General features: G+C 32.4%; 15 protein-coding genes and 1 pseudogene. 2 read left to right on the plus strand and 14 right to left on the minus strand.

Features of this window, described 5'->3' with window-relative positions; all coding sequences use genetic code 11:
- Positions 1–130: 130 nt before the first annotated feature.
- The 5 genes from AC5M21_RS11525 to AC5M21_RS11545 are packed head-to-tail and all read right to left on the minus strand — an operon-like array spanning position 131 to position 5,807.
- Positions 131–1,030, minus strand: coding sequence for an ROK family protein (locus AC5M21_RS11525; RefSeq protein ID WP_008788109.1), 900 nt, complete (start codon positions 1,028–1,030; stop codon positions 131–133).
- Entirely contained in the window at positions 1,027–2,424 is a 1,398-nt protein-coding gene (locus tag AC5M21_RS11530) for a 6-phospho-beta-glucosidase (RefSeq protein ID WP_008788108.1), read from the minus strand. The genes AC5M21_RS11525 and AC5M21_RS11530 overlap by 4 nt, the downstream gene beginning before the upstream one ends.
- Positions 2,418–3,398: an alpha/beta hydrolase gene (locus AC5M21_RS11535; RefSeq protein ID WP_008788107.1), complete on the minus strand. Its 981-nt coding sequence runs from the start codon at positions 3,396–3,398 to the stop codon at positions 2,418–2,420. Before AC5M21_RS11535 ends, AC5M21_RS11530 begins: the two co-directional genes overlap by 7 nt.
- Entirely contained in the window at positions 3,389–4,450 is a 1,062-nt protein-coding gene (locus AC5M21_RS11540; RefSeq protein WP_236916379.1) for a GDSL-type esterase/lipase family protein, read from the minus strand. The genes AC5M21_RS11535 and AC5M21_RS11540 overlap by 10 nt, the downstream gene beginning before the upstream one ends.
- Before the next feature lie 43 nt (positions 4,451–4,493).
- Complete coding sequence (locus AC5M21_RS11545) at positions 4,494–5,807, minus strand: PTS sugar transporter subunit IIC (RefSeq protein ID WP_008788105.1); 1,314 nt, start codon at positions 5,805–5,807, stop codon at positions 4,494–4,496.
- 150 nt (positions 5,808–5,957) lie between these two features.
- Here AC5M21_RS11545 and AC5M21_RS11550 point away from each other — a divergent pair, with 150 nt between their 5' ends.
- The gene (locus AC5M21_RS11550) at positions 5,958–7,109 is read left to right on the plus strand and encodes a helix-turn-helix domain-containing protein (protein WP_008788104.1); all 1,152 of its coding nucleotides are present in this window, start codon (positions 5,958–5,960) and stop codon (positions 7,107–7,109) included.
- A 205-nt stretch (positions 7,110–7,314) separates the two neighbouring features.
- On the opposite strand, the gene AC5M21_RS11555 is transcribed toward AC5M21_RS11550, so the two are convergent.
- The 3 genes from AC5M21_RS11555 to AC5M21_RS11565 all read right to left on the minus strand — a co-directional run bounded on the left by AC5M21_RS11555 (position 7,315) and on the right by AC5M21_RS11565 (position 11,146).
- A complete protein-coding gene (locus tag AC5M21_RS11555; RefSeq protein ID WP_008788103.1) occupies positions 7,315–8,214 on the minus strand; it encodes an ROK family protein in 900 nt (299 codons plus the stop codon).
- Positions 8,211–9,302 (minus strand): DUF871 domain-containing protein, encoded by a 1,092-nt coding sequence (locus AC5M21_RS11560; RefSeq protein ID WP_008788102.1) that lies wholly within the window; start codon positions 9,300–9,302, stop codon positions 8,211–8,213. Before AC5M21_RS11560 ends, AC5M21_RS11555 begins: the two co-directional genes overlap by 4 nt.
- A gap of 350 nt (positions 9,303–9,652) precedes the next feature.
- Complete coding sequence (locus AC5M21_RS11565) at positions 9,653–11,146, minus strand: hypothetical protein (RefSeq protein ID WP_008788101.1); 1,494 nt, start codon at positions 11,144–11,146, stop codon at positions 9,653–9,655.
- 212 nt (positions 11,147–11,358) lie between these two features.
- Between AC5M21_RS11565 and AC5M21_RS11570 the strand changes: the two genes are divergently transcribed.
- Positions 11,359–12,522 carry a helix-turn-helix domain-containing protein gene (locus tag AC5M21_RS11570; RefSeq protein WP_008788100.1) on the plus strand — a complete coding sequence of 388 codons (1,164 nt, stop codon included), beginning with the start codon at positions 11,359–11,361 and terminating at the stop codon, positions 12,520–12,522.
- Between the two features lie 5 nt (positions 12,523–12,527).
- Here AC5M21_RS11570 and AC5M21_RS11575 read toward each other — a convergent pair whose 3' ends face one another.
- The 6 genes and pseudogenes from AC5M21_RS11575 to AC5M21_RS11600 all read right to left on the minus strand — a co-directional run.
- Positions 12,528–13,262: a GDSL-type esterase/lipase family protein gene (locus AC5M21_RS11575; protein WP_017144126.1), complete on the minus strand. Its 735-nt coding sequence runs from the start codon at positions 13,260–13,262 to the stop codon at positions 12,528–12,530.
- Between the two features lie 111 nt (positions 13,263–13,373).
- The gene (locus AC5M21_RS11580) at positions 13,374–13,850 is read right to left on the minus strand and encodes a PTS sugar transporter subunit IIA (protein ID WP_008788098.1); all 477 of its coding nucleotides are present in this window, start codon (positions 13,848–13,850) and stop codon (positions 13,374–13,376) included.
- A gap of 1 nt (position 13,851) precedes the next feature.
- A complete protein-coding gene (locus AC5M21_RS11585; protein ID WP_008788097.1) occupies positions 13,852–15,186 on the minus strand; it encodes a 6-phospho-alpha-glucosidase in 1,335 nt (444 codons plus the stop codon).
- A gap of 20 nt (positions 15,187–15,206) precedes the next feature.
- Positions 15,207–15,701, minus strand: coding sequence for a hypothetical protein (locus AC5M21_RS11590; protein WP_008788096.1), 495 nt, complete (start codon positions 15,699–15,701; stop codon positions 15,207–15,209).
- An 18-nt stretch (positions 15,702–15,719) separates the two neighbouring features.
- On the minus strand, positions 15,720–17,267 hold the full coding sequence (locus tag AC5M21_RS11595; RefSeq protein ID WP_008788095.1) for an alpha-glucoside-specific PTS transporter subunit IIBC: 1,548 nt from the start codon (positions 17,265–17,267) through the stop codon (positions 15,720–15,722).
- Between the two features lie 195 nt (positions 17,268–17,462).
- Positions 17,463–17,642, minus strand: a pseudogene (locus AC5M21_RS11600) (hypothetical protein); the annotation flags it as partial.

The raw sequence follows: 17,642 nt of genomic DNA on the forward strand, positions 1-17,642 counted from the left end.
TCTTGCTCAATAAGGTGGAAATGTTTAAAGTTTTAAAAATGAAAGAAGAAATAAAATTTCTAAACACATAGGAATTTGACTCCTTCTTTTCATTTATTTATGCTATACCCTCAAGTAAGAACTCTTTTGCTCAGCTTCTTGCTTTTGAGTGTTGTTTTTGAAAATGATAATAAGCACCAATGAGATTAGCGTCATTATGATGAGCACAAGAGATTATTTCTAAAGGAGGAATTGGATATGGTAATGAATCATAGAAATTTTGCAAAGCTCTTTGAATCCCACTAACAAAGATAGGATTTTCAGACACACCACCACCTAAACAGACACGCTGTGGATCAATGATTAATTGTAAATTCATTAATTGAATAACGACATCATAACAGTACTTCTCAAACATTTCGACAGCTTTTTGATCACCTTGTTCAATCCATTCAAAAACTGTTTTCCCATCACTTGGTTCAATACCTTTCATATCACAAACGCGTTTCACAAATCCAGGAATACCTGCTATATTTCCAAACACTGCATCATGACCATATGTTTTTAAATCTTTACATATTAACATCGATACTTCTCCAGAAAGTAAATGTGTTCCTTTATAAATATCACCATTGATAATAAAACATCCACCAACACCTGTTCCAAATGTTAAGACAATTCCATTTTGAATACCTTGCATATGTCCACTTGTCATTTCAGCAAGGGCTGCACATCTGGCATCATTTTCAACTTCCACTTGAGTATGCAATTCATCTTCATAATACTTTTTAATATTTAACTGATGATGATAAGTCAAAGAACCACCCTGATGTACGAAACCTGTTTTGGTATTGATTGTTCCTGGTAACGATAAACAGATACCACCTTTTTCATCACTTTCATGACCCCATATTTCCTTAATGACTGCTAGAAAATCTTCTTTCGTTGTCCGTGGTGTTGGTTTTTTCCCTTGTGATAATATATTAGCTTTTTCATCTAACCATGCATATTTAATAAAGGTTCCACCTGCATCTATACTTAAATACTTCATGATAAATCTTCTCCATTCGTTGCAATGACTTTTTGATACCAATAATAAGAATCTTTCTTGATACGCTTTAAAGTTCCATTCCCCTGATTATCTTTATCAACATAGATAAAGCCATAACGTTTCTTCATCTCACCAGTTCCTGCACTTACAATATCGATAGGTCCCCACGCTGTATAACCCATCAAATCAATATGTTCAGCTTCAACTGTTTTCTTCATCATATCTAAATGCTGACGTAAATAATCAATACGATAATCATCATGAATACATCCATCTTCTGTTAACTGATCATCATATCCTAGACCATTTTCAACAATAAATAATGGCTTTTCATAACGCTCATACAGTTCCTTCATTAAGAAAGACAAACCTTGAGGATCAATTTGCCAGCCCCATTCACTGGCTTTTAAATAAGGATTTTTAAGGCCTTTGACAATATTTCCCTGAGTTTCTTCACCATTATTATTACGTGAAACAACTTGTGATGAATAGTAAGAGAACCCAATATAATCGACACATCCCTGTGACAAAATTTCCTGATCTTCTTTCGTCACATTAATCTTCACACCATAACTCTTAAAATAAGCTGGATAATGTCCACGCACATGGACATCACAGAAAAACAATGTCCCATCTCGTAAATAGTTTTGTGCAGCTGCAACATCTAATGGATGTGGTGTTTGCGGATAACCCACAGTTGTCATTACCATACACCCCACCTGGTTTTGAGAATCAATAGAATGTGCAAGTCTAACAGCCTTGGCACTTGCAACAAATTGATGATGCAAAGCCTGATAAGCAATACTTTTTTCATCTTCATCTGCCTTAATAATCACACCAGCAATGGCAGGAATATGAATTGTACTATTGATTTCATTAAATGTCATCCAATATTTCACAACACCCTGATAACGTTCAAATAATGTTTTGGCATAATGAACATAAAAATCAATTAATTTCCGATTACGCCAGCCACCATATTTTTTAACAAGCTCTAGTGGCATTTCATAATGGGAAATGGTCACAACTGGTTCTATTCCTTTTTGATGAAGAGTTTCAAACAAACGGTCATAAAATGCTAAACCTTTCTGATTTGGTTCCTCTTCATCACCATGAGGAAAAATACGACTCCAGGCAATCGAAACCCTTAAACATTTGAATCCCATTTGCGCAAATAAATCTGTATCTTCTTCATAACGATGATAAAAATCAATGGCTTCATGATTTGGATAATAACAATCTTCCTTGATATCCATTGTCATTTGACGAGGATGATCTTTATCTCCAGCTGTGATAATATCCATAATTGAAAGACCTTTCCCGTCTTCATTATAGGCGCCTTCACACTGATTGGCAGCTAAGGCTCCACCCCATAAAAAATTTTCCTTTAACATTCTTTCTTTTCCTTTCCTGTCATCCTATCCAAGAAAGCAACACTCTCTTTAAAAACCTGCTTAGATTCTTCTGGATATTTGACAAAATTGAATTGAAATTCATGTGGCATATCATCATAAAAACGACTTTTCACATCAATCCCCTTTTCTTCTAAAACTTTGACTAATTTTTTCCCTTGCCACATAAATGAGAATTTTTTCCCATCACAGATATAGGCTGGAGGAAAATGACTGTTAATATTGATAAGTGGTGATGCCAGAACTTTTTCCTGTCTTTTCATCCATGATTTATGTCCAAGATATGACCACCCAATATATTTTAAAAATGTTTTTAACTGTCTAAATTCTTCTTTTTGTAAATCTTCTGTGAAATCATAAGGTCCACAGAATAATAGCAATCCTTGAATAGGTAAAGAATTATGAAGTTTTACTTTGCTTTGACTTGCTAATGTTTCATTGGCATCCATTGTTGCATAACAAGCTGAAATATTTGCTCCAGCTGAATCGCCACCTAAAAAAGCACCCTCTAAATTAATCTGATAGTTCTCTAACATAAACGTTTTTGCATAACATAACATTTCATCCACTTGACGAATTTGGACTGGAAATGAATATCGTGGTGCATAAGCATAATTCATTGCACATACAGCATATCCTTGTTTTGCTAACATTGGTCCAAAATTTTTCATACCGGCACTTGTTCCAGAAATGAATGATCCCCCATGAACCCAGACAATCACATGTCTTACAGGTGTCAGAGGATCATAATAGAAATCAAAGGTAGACTGGGGATAGGCAGAAGGATAAGGGAGGTTGGTCTTGATTATCAACCCAGTCTTGATTTCATTGATATTTTTTGGCCCCTTTTCTGTTTGTTCTTCTTTCTTAAAACGTAGGAGCCAGACAAATGGATAAGGTGTCAATACGAAGATATAAACAAAGAATAATAAAATTGTTATTATGATTATCCACATATCAATACCTCCAATTTCTTCATTATATTTTGTGCCATAATTTTACCTGCTTCCTCATTAGGATGCAGATAATCACCATTATGATATTCATTCTTGATTTGCTGAAATTCATTTAATAGCCATTCATCAAAAGAAAGATAATGTACATAGTTTTTAGCCAACCAATCATTGATCTGCTGACGAAATTTCTCTTTTGCTATAGAAGATGCTTCAGCTGCCATAAAAGATGTCATCCCCAATACCAATGTTTTTTCACTTGGAAATAATGTTTGAATATACTGATAACCATGCAGCATATCTTCAAAGGCTGGAAATTCCTGAATATTTGCACAGAATGTTCCTGGCTGATAAAGATCATTGACACCAATAGCCAAAATTAATGCCTGACATGAATGACAAGTCAATACATCTTCATAAAATCTTTTGATTCCTGGTTTTCCAAAACATTGTTTATCAAGAGGAATTTGAGTGTAAATTTTATGTTTTAAATGAATATCTTCATGATATTCTTTTGTAATATTGACATTCTCTAGTTCACGCAATAGACGATTTCCACCAATCCCTAACTGTAATAAAGCATATCCTCGCTCTTTTAACATTTGAGAAAGTGATGTTGTCCAGTGTCCCTGTTCTGTAATAGAATCTCCAAAAGCAACAATACATCCTTTAAGCGCTGACCCAGAAATATCAATACTTCTTAAAAGATAAATCAGTGGAGAAGAAGATGTCATATTGTCATATGACTCTAATCCAAAGCCTGATGCACAGAGATAATCATCATTGGTTTCAATCTCATAAACCAGATGAACATCTCCAGTAAAATCAAGGCTACTGATTTCATCTGTAGTTAACATCTGCTGAGGTTGCAATTGATACCTTGTTTGCCCTTTAAAAGTAACAGGTATCTTTTGACTCTTATCACAATAACAATAAACATTCTTAATGATTACTGGCTGACAATCATAACATGTCCCAAATGTGAAACGTAGTGCTATACACCTTGGCATGTCATGAATATCAATTTGAATTTGTGGTGGACATTTTTCTGGCATGAAGCCAACACCTCGTTGTGCTCTTGCCCACCATGTGATCCAATTATTCATTTTCTAATTTTTGAGCAGCAGTTATCTGCTCTAATTCATATTCTCTTTTGTCAGCGACTTTTAAGAATGGATACCACATTAAGAATGTAATTGCAAAACAGATGACCATTAAGATTGTATAATTTAAACCTCCTGATAAAGGCATTTTAATAAAGATTGGTGTTGTCCAAGGTAATAATGCCATTGTAGGATTTAAGTTAATAGGTAAGACTGTTGCAACTAATCCCCATGTCACAAAGCCACAAATAATTTGTGTAAAGCATTGTGGAATGAAGAACATTGGATTTAAGATAATTGGCATACCAAACATAATTGGTTCTGTAATGTTGAATATTGAGGGAATAAAAGATAATTTTGCTAATTGTTTAAATTTTGCTGATTTTCCTTTAAACATTTTCATAATAATAAGACCTAAGAATCCTGATGCCATCATACCGCCATAAATGACTGATGGTAATAAATAAGGTAACTCTTGACCATTTTGATAAGCAGTAATATTTCCCATGACCATTGTCAAACTAATAACTCCTAAAGGTCCTTGTAACACTGCATTGTGAATACCAAAGAACCATAGAATAGCAAGCAATCCCATAATGATAATAATAGATAATGGACTGGCCGTTAATGACATCAATGGTGCATTAAGAACCTGAATAAAGAAATTAATCATATCTCCTGCAGATGTATAACTGAATCCAACACGAATAATAAACGCTAAGACAAAGATAATTGTTACAACAAAGACAGGGGATAATGATTGAGAAACCATTGGTGGAACTGTATCTGGTAATTTGAATGATAAGTTCTTAGAAGATAAGTAAGCATATAATCTTGTCACAACCAAAGCAATAATCATTCCAATAAATAAACCTTGTCCTCCTAAATAATCCAATTTTAAGGCATTGATTGTTGATTCAACCAATTTTCCATCCTGCATAGCAGAAGTTGTCATTGTTTGAGGCATAATCATAATAAAGAAAGCTAAAGAGATAATTGCAGAATTCTTTTCATTTGTTCCAATACGACTTGCATAAGCCATAGCTAATGAATAAATGACATACAACGTTAAAACACCAGTTGCGCCATTGGTAATGGCATTGACATGCTGCATAATTCCAATACTTTCTAAATACTGTGTCCACCCTGGCACAGGGAAATTTCCTACAATTGTAATCAATGCAATTCCTAAAGTAATAGGACTTGTTCTTATAAAACCTTCCATTAATGCCCCTAAGATTTTGTTCTTTGTTAATTTCTCAGCTAATGGCATTAATTTATCATTAATGATTTGTTCTAATTTGTTCATCTTTTTCAATCCTTTCTTCAATTGTAAAGTCACATCGATATGGCCATATATTGTAAACGCTTTACTTTATTGCATGTTCATTATATAATAGTTCTCACATGCAATATATCATTATTTTAATATTTATATTAGATATTTAAGGAGGTTTCTATGAATTTACAAACATTACAAAATATCTTTGATTGTTTTTATCAAAGAACTTATATTCCTTTTTCTATCGTGAAAGATGATCAACTCATTTTTCCTGAATACTCCCCATTATTTCATTATCGTCAAGACTTGCAATATCTTTATATCAATGATGAATTTCCCTTACATATCACTAATAATTATCAGTTTCTTGGTGCCTCTTTTCTTTACCCTATAAATCAAGAAACATATCGTATTCTCATTGGTCCCTGTTTTGTCTTAGGTTCACAGATTAAAGATCAATATATGAAAGAATTAACTTATCGTATTTCAAGTGAATCAACAGAAAGTTTTACATCTTTTTGTCAAAATATTTATACTTTACTCACAACACATTCATTAAATGAAAATCAGATTCCAATCAAATATCTACGCATTAATCATGATAAGCTGACGCCTAAAGAAATCTTTGAAAAGAATCTTTATGAACGTCGCAGTGAAGATGCAACACGTGACTCTTATCAATTTGAGCTGCGTTTTCTCGATTATGTAAAACGGGGACGTAAAGATAAAATTGATTGGATTTTTAAGACAATTGATAAAACCTATACTGTTCATCTTGCTGATAATTCATTAGATACAATTAAAATCAAATTTATTTCTCTTGTAGCTCTTTTAACACGTCTTGCGATTGATGAAGGCGTTCCATTAGATAGTGCCTTTAGTCTTTCAGACTCACTGATTCAAAACCTTCCCAATATGAGATCATCTCAAGAATGCTTAAAATATATAAAATATGCCAGTTATGAATTTATTGAACTGATTCATCACACATCTAAGCAATGTTCATCCCTTATCAATCAATGTATTCGTTATATTGATACACATATTTATGAAAAAATTACACTACGAGATTTAGAGGATACAACAGGACACTCTTCGGTTTATATTTCCTCTCGTTTTACACTGGAATTAGGATTAACTTTTTCACAATATCTTTTAAATAAAAAAATAGAAGAAGCAAAACATCTTCTCCTATTTACAGATCATAGTTACCAGGAAATAAGTACTTTACTGAATTTTACAAGTCAAAGTCATTTTACTCAGCGCTTTAAACATGTCACAGGTCAAACCCCCAAAGCTTATCGTGATATGAATTTTAAATATTTATAGTTGTTCAAATGAATGAAACTAAAATAATAAGATTTGTAGTTAGTCTAAAATATAAACATTATATTTCTCATCACCATTTGATATTCTTGATTTATTGTCTATCTTGAAAATATCACTCTTACAAGTTTCATAAAACAACCAGGAAAGACAAGGCTATTCATTCATAACAAAATATGGTGTGTTTTCAAAGTTATATAAGCAATACTCACATTCTTACATCTTTCATGAATGGTGCCACTGCCCCTATCATTCCTGCCTGATTATGAAGATAACATGTTTGAATACGTGGCATATTAACCAGGCTTAAAACATGATAATCCTGACAGATTTGCTGATAATCTGCAATAATATTTTTCATAACATCACCATTTGAACTAATTCCACCTCCAATAAGAATCACTTCTGGTGCAATCGTCACAGCAATATTCATGAGTAATACAGCCACACTATGATAAAACTCTTTTAAACATTCTTCAGCAATTGTATCACCCTGCTTTGCTCGAATCATAATTTCCTGTGCATCTAAAACACGTTCATGAACACGGTAACTATAATGACGACAGAGTCCTGCAACTGTAGCTGCATGGTAAGAAAATGACTGTTCATCATAGTGACCTTTTTGATGTCCTGCTAAAGAAATTCCAAATTCTCCAGCTAAACCACCAAATCCACGATAAAGTTTTCCATGAATATAGATAGCACCACCAATCGCTGTTCCTAATGTCAAACATACGAAATTATCAATATCCTTTGCTGCTCCCTGCCATTTTTCTGCACAAGCAGCTGCTTTCCCATCATTTTCAATAACAACAGGTAAGTTTAAATATTCTTCAAATTCTTTTTTCATATTGCGATGGAAAAAACATTTGATTGCTCCACTGGTTTGCATATATCCATCAGTTCTCACAATCCCAGGCGTACTAATACCAACTGCCTGGATAGAATAATCTGAATGTTTCAATAGAAAGTCTTTCACCTGCTGCATAAGAGCTTCTCTTTCTTTAGCTGTTTCTTCATTCTTACTCAGACATACTTTCCCTTCTTCATTAATGATTCCCATTTTTATATGAGTTCCACCAATATCTATACCTGCATAATATTTCATAATAATGCCTCTTTTAATTCAAATGTTTGAAATGGTTTTAACTGTTCCAGCAACAACATCTCATCCTCTTTGATTCTTCCAACAACATTAATTCTTGGATCACCAGCTCTATCTTTTAACGCAATTTGAATCTCTGCTTTGTATTGACCATAATTATCATTTAATACCAATATATCTCCTCTTTGAATATTTCTGATATGCTGATGTGCCAAAATTGATTCTTTGGCATATTTTTGTTTATGATGTGATGAACGAATCATGTATTCAGAAGCATCACCACGATAATCATGAATTGTACAGACCATTTGTTTTTCTTGCTCACTTGCATCTTCATTAAAAGTAACATGAAGATAATCTACTGATGTTGACATAACTTTTTGTACTATCTTTAATTCTTCTTCGCTTGCAAATGCATTTCCTATAATGATATCATCTACACATTTCAACATCTTCATATGTCTAGCCTGTATATCAATTGGAAGATCTCGATGATCTTCTAAAGTACAAAGTCCATCTGATATAGCCCATGGTGTCACTTGTGCAGTTTGTGATGTGATAAAGGCAGCAGTTTGGATATGCGCATTTTTAAAATGTCTTAAACAGCTTTGAAATGTTTCCAATGATAAACCTGTGTAACGTTGTGGATAAAAGTTAAATGAAGCACTTAAATTTTGATATTGTGGAAGATAATCTTGGATAAGATTGAAATAATGAGTGTCATTGCTCATATTCACATCAATTGTGATTCCATAAGGGTTATGTGTCATCATGGCTTCTGTTCTTCCATTATATCCACTATCTAATCTTAAAATCTTAACACCTATATCATGAAAGTAAGATAAATCATCTTCTTTCATTTTTAGATAATCAAAAACCATTGGATGAATATCAAGCATCACAAGCATTCCTAATTCATTCGCAAAAGCCATACTTTCCTTTAATCTACGAATAGATTTCTTAGGATCTTGAATATCAATTTGTAACATACTCATAAATACTTTTTGATAACCGTATCTTTGAGCTCGTTTTAAGTATGCAACATCTTCTTTAAATGTTGTCTTATCTGGATACAAAGCGATACCTATCATAATAAATACCTCCTTCTTATAAAAAGAGTTTAACAGACTCTCTCATAGACTTTTATCATTATCTTCATATTTATATTATAATTTTAAGATAATTAGAAAAGATAAGTATTAAGCCATTTCATAAACAGCTGTTATTTTTGATGTATTAAAAAGAATCATCTATTAAAGAAAATAGTTGAATGAAATAAACATTCAACTATTTATATTAAAAGATATAATTGATTTTTGTTAAGATATCTCAACAAGTTGATCTAAACTTTTACCAAGTGCTTTGTTGTTTCATTCACTTGTGAATCTTTCTTGCATCAATGATTGTATTTGTATACGAAAACACATATCCATTAAAATATCTATTCTTTTCCACCAACAGTAGAATATAATTGATTTGTTCCTTTTTTCAAAGTCTTAATCCCTTCATAAAGACCATTCATAGCATCATTAACTCCAGAGTTCCCATCTTTAATCGCTAATGCTCCTTTTAAAAGACCTGCTTTGATTTCATCTAGTTTTTGAATACCTACATAAAGTGTATTCATTCCCATTAATAAAGGTGTACTTGTTTGATGTAATTGTCCTAAGCTTTGCATTAATGTTAATGATCCTTCTTTAAGAGAACCTCCAACTTGACTTAATTGACTTGAACCATTATAAAGTTCATGAATTCCTAAGGTTAGTTTTTTAGCTCCATTATCCAATGTTTCACTTCCATTTTTTAATTCCTTTGCTCCACTATTTAATGCCATTGTTCCTTGATAAGCAGTTTTCACTCCTTGTACATATGTCACAATACCATCTTTTTCTTTTTGGATAACTCCTATCATCCCATTCATTCCCTGTTCTAAGGCTTTAGCAGCTGTTGGTAATACTGCTAATGCTTGGACACCTGCATCAATATATTGATAATTTTGATTCAATTGCGACAGACCAGTGGATAACTGACTTGTATAGTTTTTCATACCTGTGATAGTTGTAGAAGCTCCATCTAATGCTGTACTGGTTGTGACATATGCACCTGCCATTGCTTGAATCATACCTTGAGCATTAGGCAAAGACAAAGCTGTACCTGGATCAGTAACCAATAACTGTGCAAACTGATTTAATTCCTGTGAACTATATGCTGTTTGTTTTAAACCATTAATTGTTGTTTGTAATGTTAAAACAGTAGTATCTATTCCAGTTGCAACTTGGCTCATTCCATTGATAGTTGTTTTCACAGTTGTAGAGCCTTGCATCAATTTTTGAATATCTGTTTCGCTAGGAACAACATTCAATCCTTGTTTTAATTGTGTTAAACCATCAACTATCATATCAGGTGCTGCCAAAAGTGCTTTTGAATTCTCATCCAGCATCTTCATACCATCATTCAATGTTTCTGTCCCATCACTCAATTTCCCTGCTCCATTAGACAAACCAGATATTCCCTGCTCTAAAACAGATGCACCTTGATCAAGAACTTGAATCCCTTGATGCATCCCATTGACTGCAGTTGTGTATCCATACACGCCATTGTATAATCCATCTGCACCCTGTTTCAATAATGATACTGCTCCTGTATACTTTTTCATCCCTTCATGAAGCTGCCCAGTCCCTTCACCTAATGCACTGACACCTTGAGTATATTGCTCAATTCCTGTATATAAACCTTGACTGCCATCTTTTAATGTTGAGGCACCATTAACAATTTTTTCTGCTCCTTGTTCTAAGGCAACTGCCCCATCATTCAATTGACCAGTCCCCCTTTGCAATGCATTCAAAACCATACCACCACCTGTAACACTACTTACAATCAAAACAGCTGCTGTAGCGCCTCCAATAATTATTTTCTTTCTCTTATTTAACACCATATTTCTTTCCCCTTTCCTTGTGGATATTGTTTTAAACAGTAAATTGAAAATTTATTTTCATATCATTATTTCAATTAATAAAGCCTCCTCTCTCATCATGTAAGTGTTTTCATTGCCCTTTTAATGCATTTAGTATATAATAACTATAATTTCATTTATATTTATATTTTTTTGTCTATATCATTATTTTATTATTAATTAAGGAGTTTAAAATGGATGCACTTATCTCAATTATTGATGAATTATATAACACTCAGCATATCCCTTGTGCCATTTTTGATGAACAGTTACAGCTTATTCATCCTCAAATTACAATGATAGATTTAAGAGAGTTTCTGCATGATGTTTTTTCAATGACACATCATCATGCTCATATTCTTGTCTATGATCATCGTGTTGCTTATGCACGTTTACAAGTTACCTTTGAAAAACAAACATATATGATTGTATGTTCCTGTATACTCAATGATTTACAAAATTCACAACAACTGCTCCCTGATAGTTGGACACAGATTATTCCTGAGTCAATGATTCGTTCGCACATCGCTTCGCTCCATCTCATGACATTTCAAAGTTTTATAAAAATGCTTTATGAAATATGTACACATCAATACCTGTCCTTACAAGATATCCATATTGACTATATCAACAAAAAACAGATACAGAAAAAAGACGATATTTTAACACATCGTCGTATAACACAAGAAACTCCTGATTATTATCACTTTGAACAACTTTTATTAAAAGCATATCAAGACGGTCATTTTTATAAAGTAAAATCATTATTATCAGAAATAGATGTTTTTGAATCTCAAAGATTAACCCAAAATATCTTACAGGATTTAAATTATAAGTTCATCAGCTTCATAACTCTATTAACACGTATAAATATACAAGAAGGAGTTTCTAGTGAATTAGCATTTTCTTTATCTGATTCCATTCTTAATAAATTATCCTCTATTCATAATGCTCATGATCTCATTGTTCTTTTTCAGCAATCTATTTATGATTTCTATCAGCAAATGAATAACGCTAAGAAAGAACATTACTCACTCCACATTTATAAATGTATACATTATATTGATACACATTTATATGATAAACTTTCTTTACATAATTTAGTAGAACATAAAGGATTGTCAGAGAGTTATCTCTCTGTTGCATTCAAAAAAGAAGTTGGTGAGACAGTTACCAATTATATTCAAAGAAAAAAGGCAGACGAAGCTGCCCGTTTACTACTATTTACAAATAAAAGTCATATTGAAATTAGTTGCTTATTAAATTATAGTTCACAAAGTAATTTTATTCAAATCTTTAAAAAATATAAACTTATGACTCCTAAACAATATCAGCAATCACATCTCAAAGATCATTGATCTCACTATCTCAAAGTTTGCATAATAGCATCTCTGATAGCAAGATATCCCTGCATATTAGGATGCAACCCATCAAATGTAAATTCATTCTTTAATTCTCCATTCTCATTCATCAAATAAGAATTGACATTGACAAAAGTAATATTTTCTTTTGTAGCAAGTTCCTCAAGCATTTTATTTAATGAGTTAATTGTTTCATTATCTCTATCCTTTAATTGAAATTGATCATATAAAGATTCTCTTTCACTTTTATTAACAGGATAAACAGCCTGTAAAATGATATGTGTATGAGGACTTTTTTGTTTTGTCAAAGTGATCATCTTGTGAATATTATTAACTATCTGTTGATTATCGACTTTTTGAGAAATATCATTAATTCCCATTAACATAACAAGATTTTTAGGTTCCATAACAAGTACAGTCTTATCAATTCTTGTCAGCATCGTTGAAGTTGTTTCAGCACTGATTCCACGATTAATAACAGGTATACCAGTCTGTTTAGTGTATATGGAATATAAATCTTCAACAGGACATAATTCTGTGATAGAATCACCAAAAAAGACAGTTGTTTCTTTCATTGAAGTTACAGATATCTCTTCATAGTTCTTTGTTTTGTGTATGATTTCATTCTCTCCCATAGTTGCGACTCCTTGAAATACAAAAATAAAAACTATAGTTATAAGAAGAATTGGAATCAACATACACACAATTCCTACTATCCAAGTTTTTTTCTTATTCATTTTTTCTCCCTCCATCTATAATGATTCTAAAGAAAGAAAATATTTTTTTATACCTTGATTTTAAGATAAATAACAGAATTTTAAGATAAAATGAGCAAAACATATGTTTGCTCATTTATATTTTATAATAGCTGATGTCTGAATAGTAACATCTTGATGACTACAATATTCAGTTATTTTATAATCTTTAGGATCTACAATCACAAGCATTGTAATATCATTAATCCCTTTTTGCTCAAATCCAGCTTTATCATATGAAATCAATAAATCCCCAATTTTAACTTCATCGCCTACTTGAATAAAGGTGTCGAACCCCTCGCCTTCGAGATTGACAGTATCTAAACCAACATGAATAAGAATTTCCATTCCATCCTCATTTTCAATTCCAACAGCATGCTTTGTATTATCCATAACCATTGTGACTTTTCCATTACATGGTGCGTAGATTTTCCCCTCTTTAGGCTGAATAGCAATACCATCACCCATCATCTTTGTTGCAAAAACTTCATCAGGTACATCTTCTATAGCAATACTTTGACCATTGGCCATTGCATAAAGTGCTTTTGTTTTTTTCTTAAAGAATCCCATATTATTTTAACTCAGGCCAGAAATCTTTATTTGCTTCTATCATTTCATCTAAAATTTGTTTAGCAACTTTAGCACTTGGAACAATTTTTGATAAAGTCATTGCTTGCCACATCTTTTGATAAGAACCTTCAATCCATGCTTCAACAACTAATTTTTCTACAGAAACCTGTTGTTCCATTAAACCTTTTTGGAATTGAGGAATAGCACCTTGAACAACTCTTTCATATCCATTAATACCAACATAACAAGGAATTTCAACCATTGCAGTTCTATCAAAGTTTTCAACTGCTCCTTCATTAGGAACAATCAATAAGAATTTTTCTTTTGTATTTGTAGCAAGTGCACAAGCTAAATCAACAATATATTCAGCATGAGCATCTGGTTCAAATCCACCATCTTTTGCTGTTCCTTTATCAATAATATTTTGGCAAATCGTAAAGATATTCTTTTCACGATGTTCCATAACTTCATTAGCACGTGTATGATTTGGATCTGAATGTTCAACAACATAATCAGGATATAAGTAATATTTTAAATAAGTGTTTGGAATTGTATCTGGATCTAATGCATAAACATCTTTTGCTTTAGAAAATGTTTCTATCCAACTTTGTTCAACATGTTGATTTGTTTTAGATAATGCATCAGCAAATCCATTGGCAGCCACATGTTTTTTAATTTCTGGCATCAAATCATTTCCATTTTGATCTTTAATTGAATGCCACCAACCAAAGTGATTTAAACCATAGTATCCAACATCTAATTCTTTTCTTGAACTTAAACCAATCATTGAAGCCATTTTCTCTTCTAAATCAATTGGCATATCACAAATATTTAAGATTTTAGAATCAGGACGTAATCTTCTCGTTGCTTCTGCAACAATAGCAGCAGGATTTGAATAATTTAACATCCAAGCATTAGGAGAATATTTTTCCATATAATCTAGAATTTCAATAACTCCACCAATTGAACGCATACCATAAGCAAGACCTCCTGGCCCACAAGTTTCTTGTCCAACAACACCATATTTTAATGGGATTTTCTCATCTTTTTCACGCATTGCATATAACCCAACACGGATATGACACATCACAAAGTCTACATCAGTAAATGCAGTTTCTGGATCTGTTGTGTAACCAAATTCTACTTCAGGTGCATTTTCTTTTAAATAAATTTCACAAGCTTTTGCGATTGTTTCTTGTCTTTCTTTAAAGTTATCATAGAATTGAATCTTTCTAATTGGGAAACGATCCATGTGTTCTAATAATAATAAGCAAATCCCTGGTGTAAATGTACTTCCTCCACCAGCAATTGTAATTGAATATTTTTTTTCTTCCATTTTCTTTCTCCTCCATTTTTTTACATTAATCTTATAGTTGCAAATAAGCTAATACAGCTTATCAACATAACAAGTAAACTTCCTCCACCATTATAGAGAGCTTGCTTGATTGTTGATGATTTTATTGATTTCAAAACTGGAATATCATAGTATTGAATAGCTCGATAGAAAACATATAACAACATAGTGAAATAGAATAAATTCATTGTTAAGGCTTGTGCTATCAACAGTAATGCCATATTTATAATTGCAAATTTTATATTTCCTTTGATTAAATTCTTTTGAATTAATTGAACTAGGTAAGCAATATAAGGATTTAACATAGCAATTAAGAAAATCACTGTGATACTTGGATCTTGACTAAGAACTTCTTGAAAACTCATCGCATTCATTGAGGCTTTCAGCGAAATATATAAATAACATATTAAAGGAGTCAATGCTAAGAACACTTTTGTAATCATGAAATAACGATTTAATTTCTTAAGTTTTAGATCTATTTTTTTCTTTCGAGCCATTTTAACTACCCTCTTTCTTTATAAGAACCCTTCAAATTCTTCTCTAACGCTTGGAACTTTTAATCCCACAATAACCTGAATATTTGTTTTGGTTGCTTTGATACCATGTGTCCCAATGCCTTTAAAATATGAATCTGTTTTGACTAAACTTTCATCTTTTACATTAACACGTAGACGAGTTGCACAATTAGTGACATCAACAATGTTGTCTTTTCCACCTAAAGCATCTAAAATCATAAAAGCCAAACTTCCTTTAGGAGCCGCTTGTTTTTCTTTAAAGTCAGCTTTATTATGGAATGTAATTTCTTCATCTTCTTCTCGACCTGGTGTCGCAAAATTGAATTTTAAGATTAAGAATCTGAAGACTACGAAATAAATACCTGTAAATACCAAACCTACCACTAGTAATGTTAAGTATGTTGGCCAATGTGCTGCCATTAATGGAATAAAGTTTAATGCTGATATTTCAATTAATCCACCTGACATCGCCCCAACAACTCCAAACATATATGCAACAGTTGCGAGAGTTGCTGCAAGGACTGCATGAACAACAAATAAGACTGGTGCAATAAATAAGAATGTGAACTCAATAGGTTCTGTAACTCCACAGAATATTGCTGTTAAAGTGATAGGAACGAGCAATCCAGCAATTTTCTTTTTCTTACTATCTTTAGCTGTAAAATAGAATGCTAAAGCGATACCAGGACATCCAAATATTTTTGACAATCCTGTTAATGTTGGCCAAGCATATGGTGCTAATGTTTTTAATGATTCAGTGCTTGCTGCTAATTCTGGTAATTGTGTAGCCCATGTTGAGAAGACTCCTCCATTAACAACAGCTGAATCATAAAAGAATGGGAAATAAAGTAAGTGATGTAATCCAAATGGAATGAGAATACGTTCCATAAATATAAATATCCATACACCCATAGCTCCAGCTCCAGTGATAAATCCTTGGAATGCCCTCATTCCAGATTGAACCATAGGCCATAAACTTGCTGATAAGAAAGCAACTGGCAATAAAGCAAAGAATCCCACAATCACAACAAATGATGAACCACTGAATGTTCCCATCCACTCTGGTAACTCTGTATCAAAGTAACGATTGTGTAAGAAAATAACAATTCCTGAAATCATTAATGCTCCAATCATTCCCATATCTAGAGTTTTAATATTGGCTACCATTGTTAAACCACTTGTTCCTCCAGCTTCAGCTGCAAAATCAACTCCGAATGTTGTTCCCCATTGGCTTAAGATTGTACTTAAGAAATATTGGAAAGTTAAGTAAAGCACTAAAGCTTCCATACAACATCTAGCTTGTTGTTTTTTAGCTAACCCAATTGGTAATCCGACAACGAATATTAATGGTAATTGATTAAAAACTGTCCATCCACCTTGCAAGATGATGTTCCAGCACTGATACCATAAACTCTCTGTACTTGCAAGACTACCCATAATAGCTTCAGTTGTAAACAATGTTCCAACACCAATCATTATCCCTGCAAAGGCAAAGAGTAAGACTGGTGTAAACATCGCTCCACCGAACCTTTGAATTTTCTGCATCATATCGTTTTTCCTCCCTTGTGATATCTCTTGCACGTTTATAGTAACCCCTTACAAAATAAGTTTCAATACTTTACAACGACTTAGGGACAAGGCGCATTCTTAATGATTTATCACATTATCCGTGAAATTTCACACACAAAAAAAGCGTTGATTTTATCAACACTTTTCGTTATATACAAATAATAGAAATATTATTTATTGATTATAATGACAAATCATTTTTTTAAATTCATCATAATTTATATCATCAATAATCATATCAAATAAATAATCTAATTGTTGAGATGTGCATGTTTTTAACCATTCTAAGTTGTCTACTTTGTATTTCTTCTTAACTAACTGACATGCTCTTTTCAAGTTTTCTTCTCTTTTACC

Source organism: Coprobacillus sp., assembly GCF_984815275.1.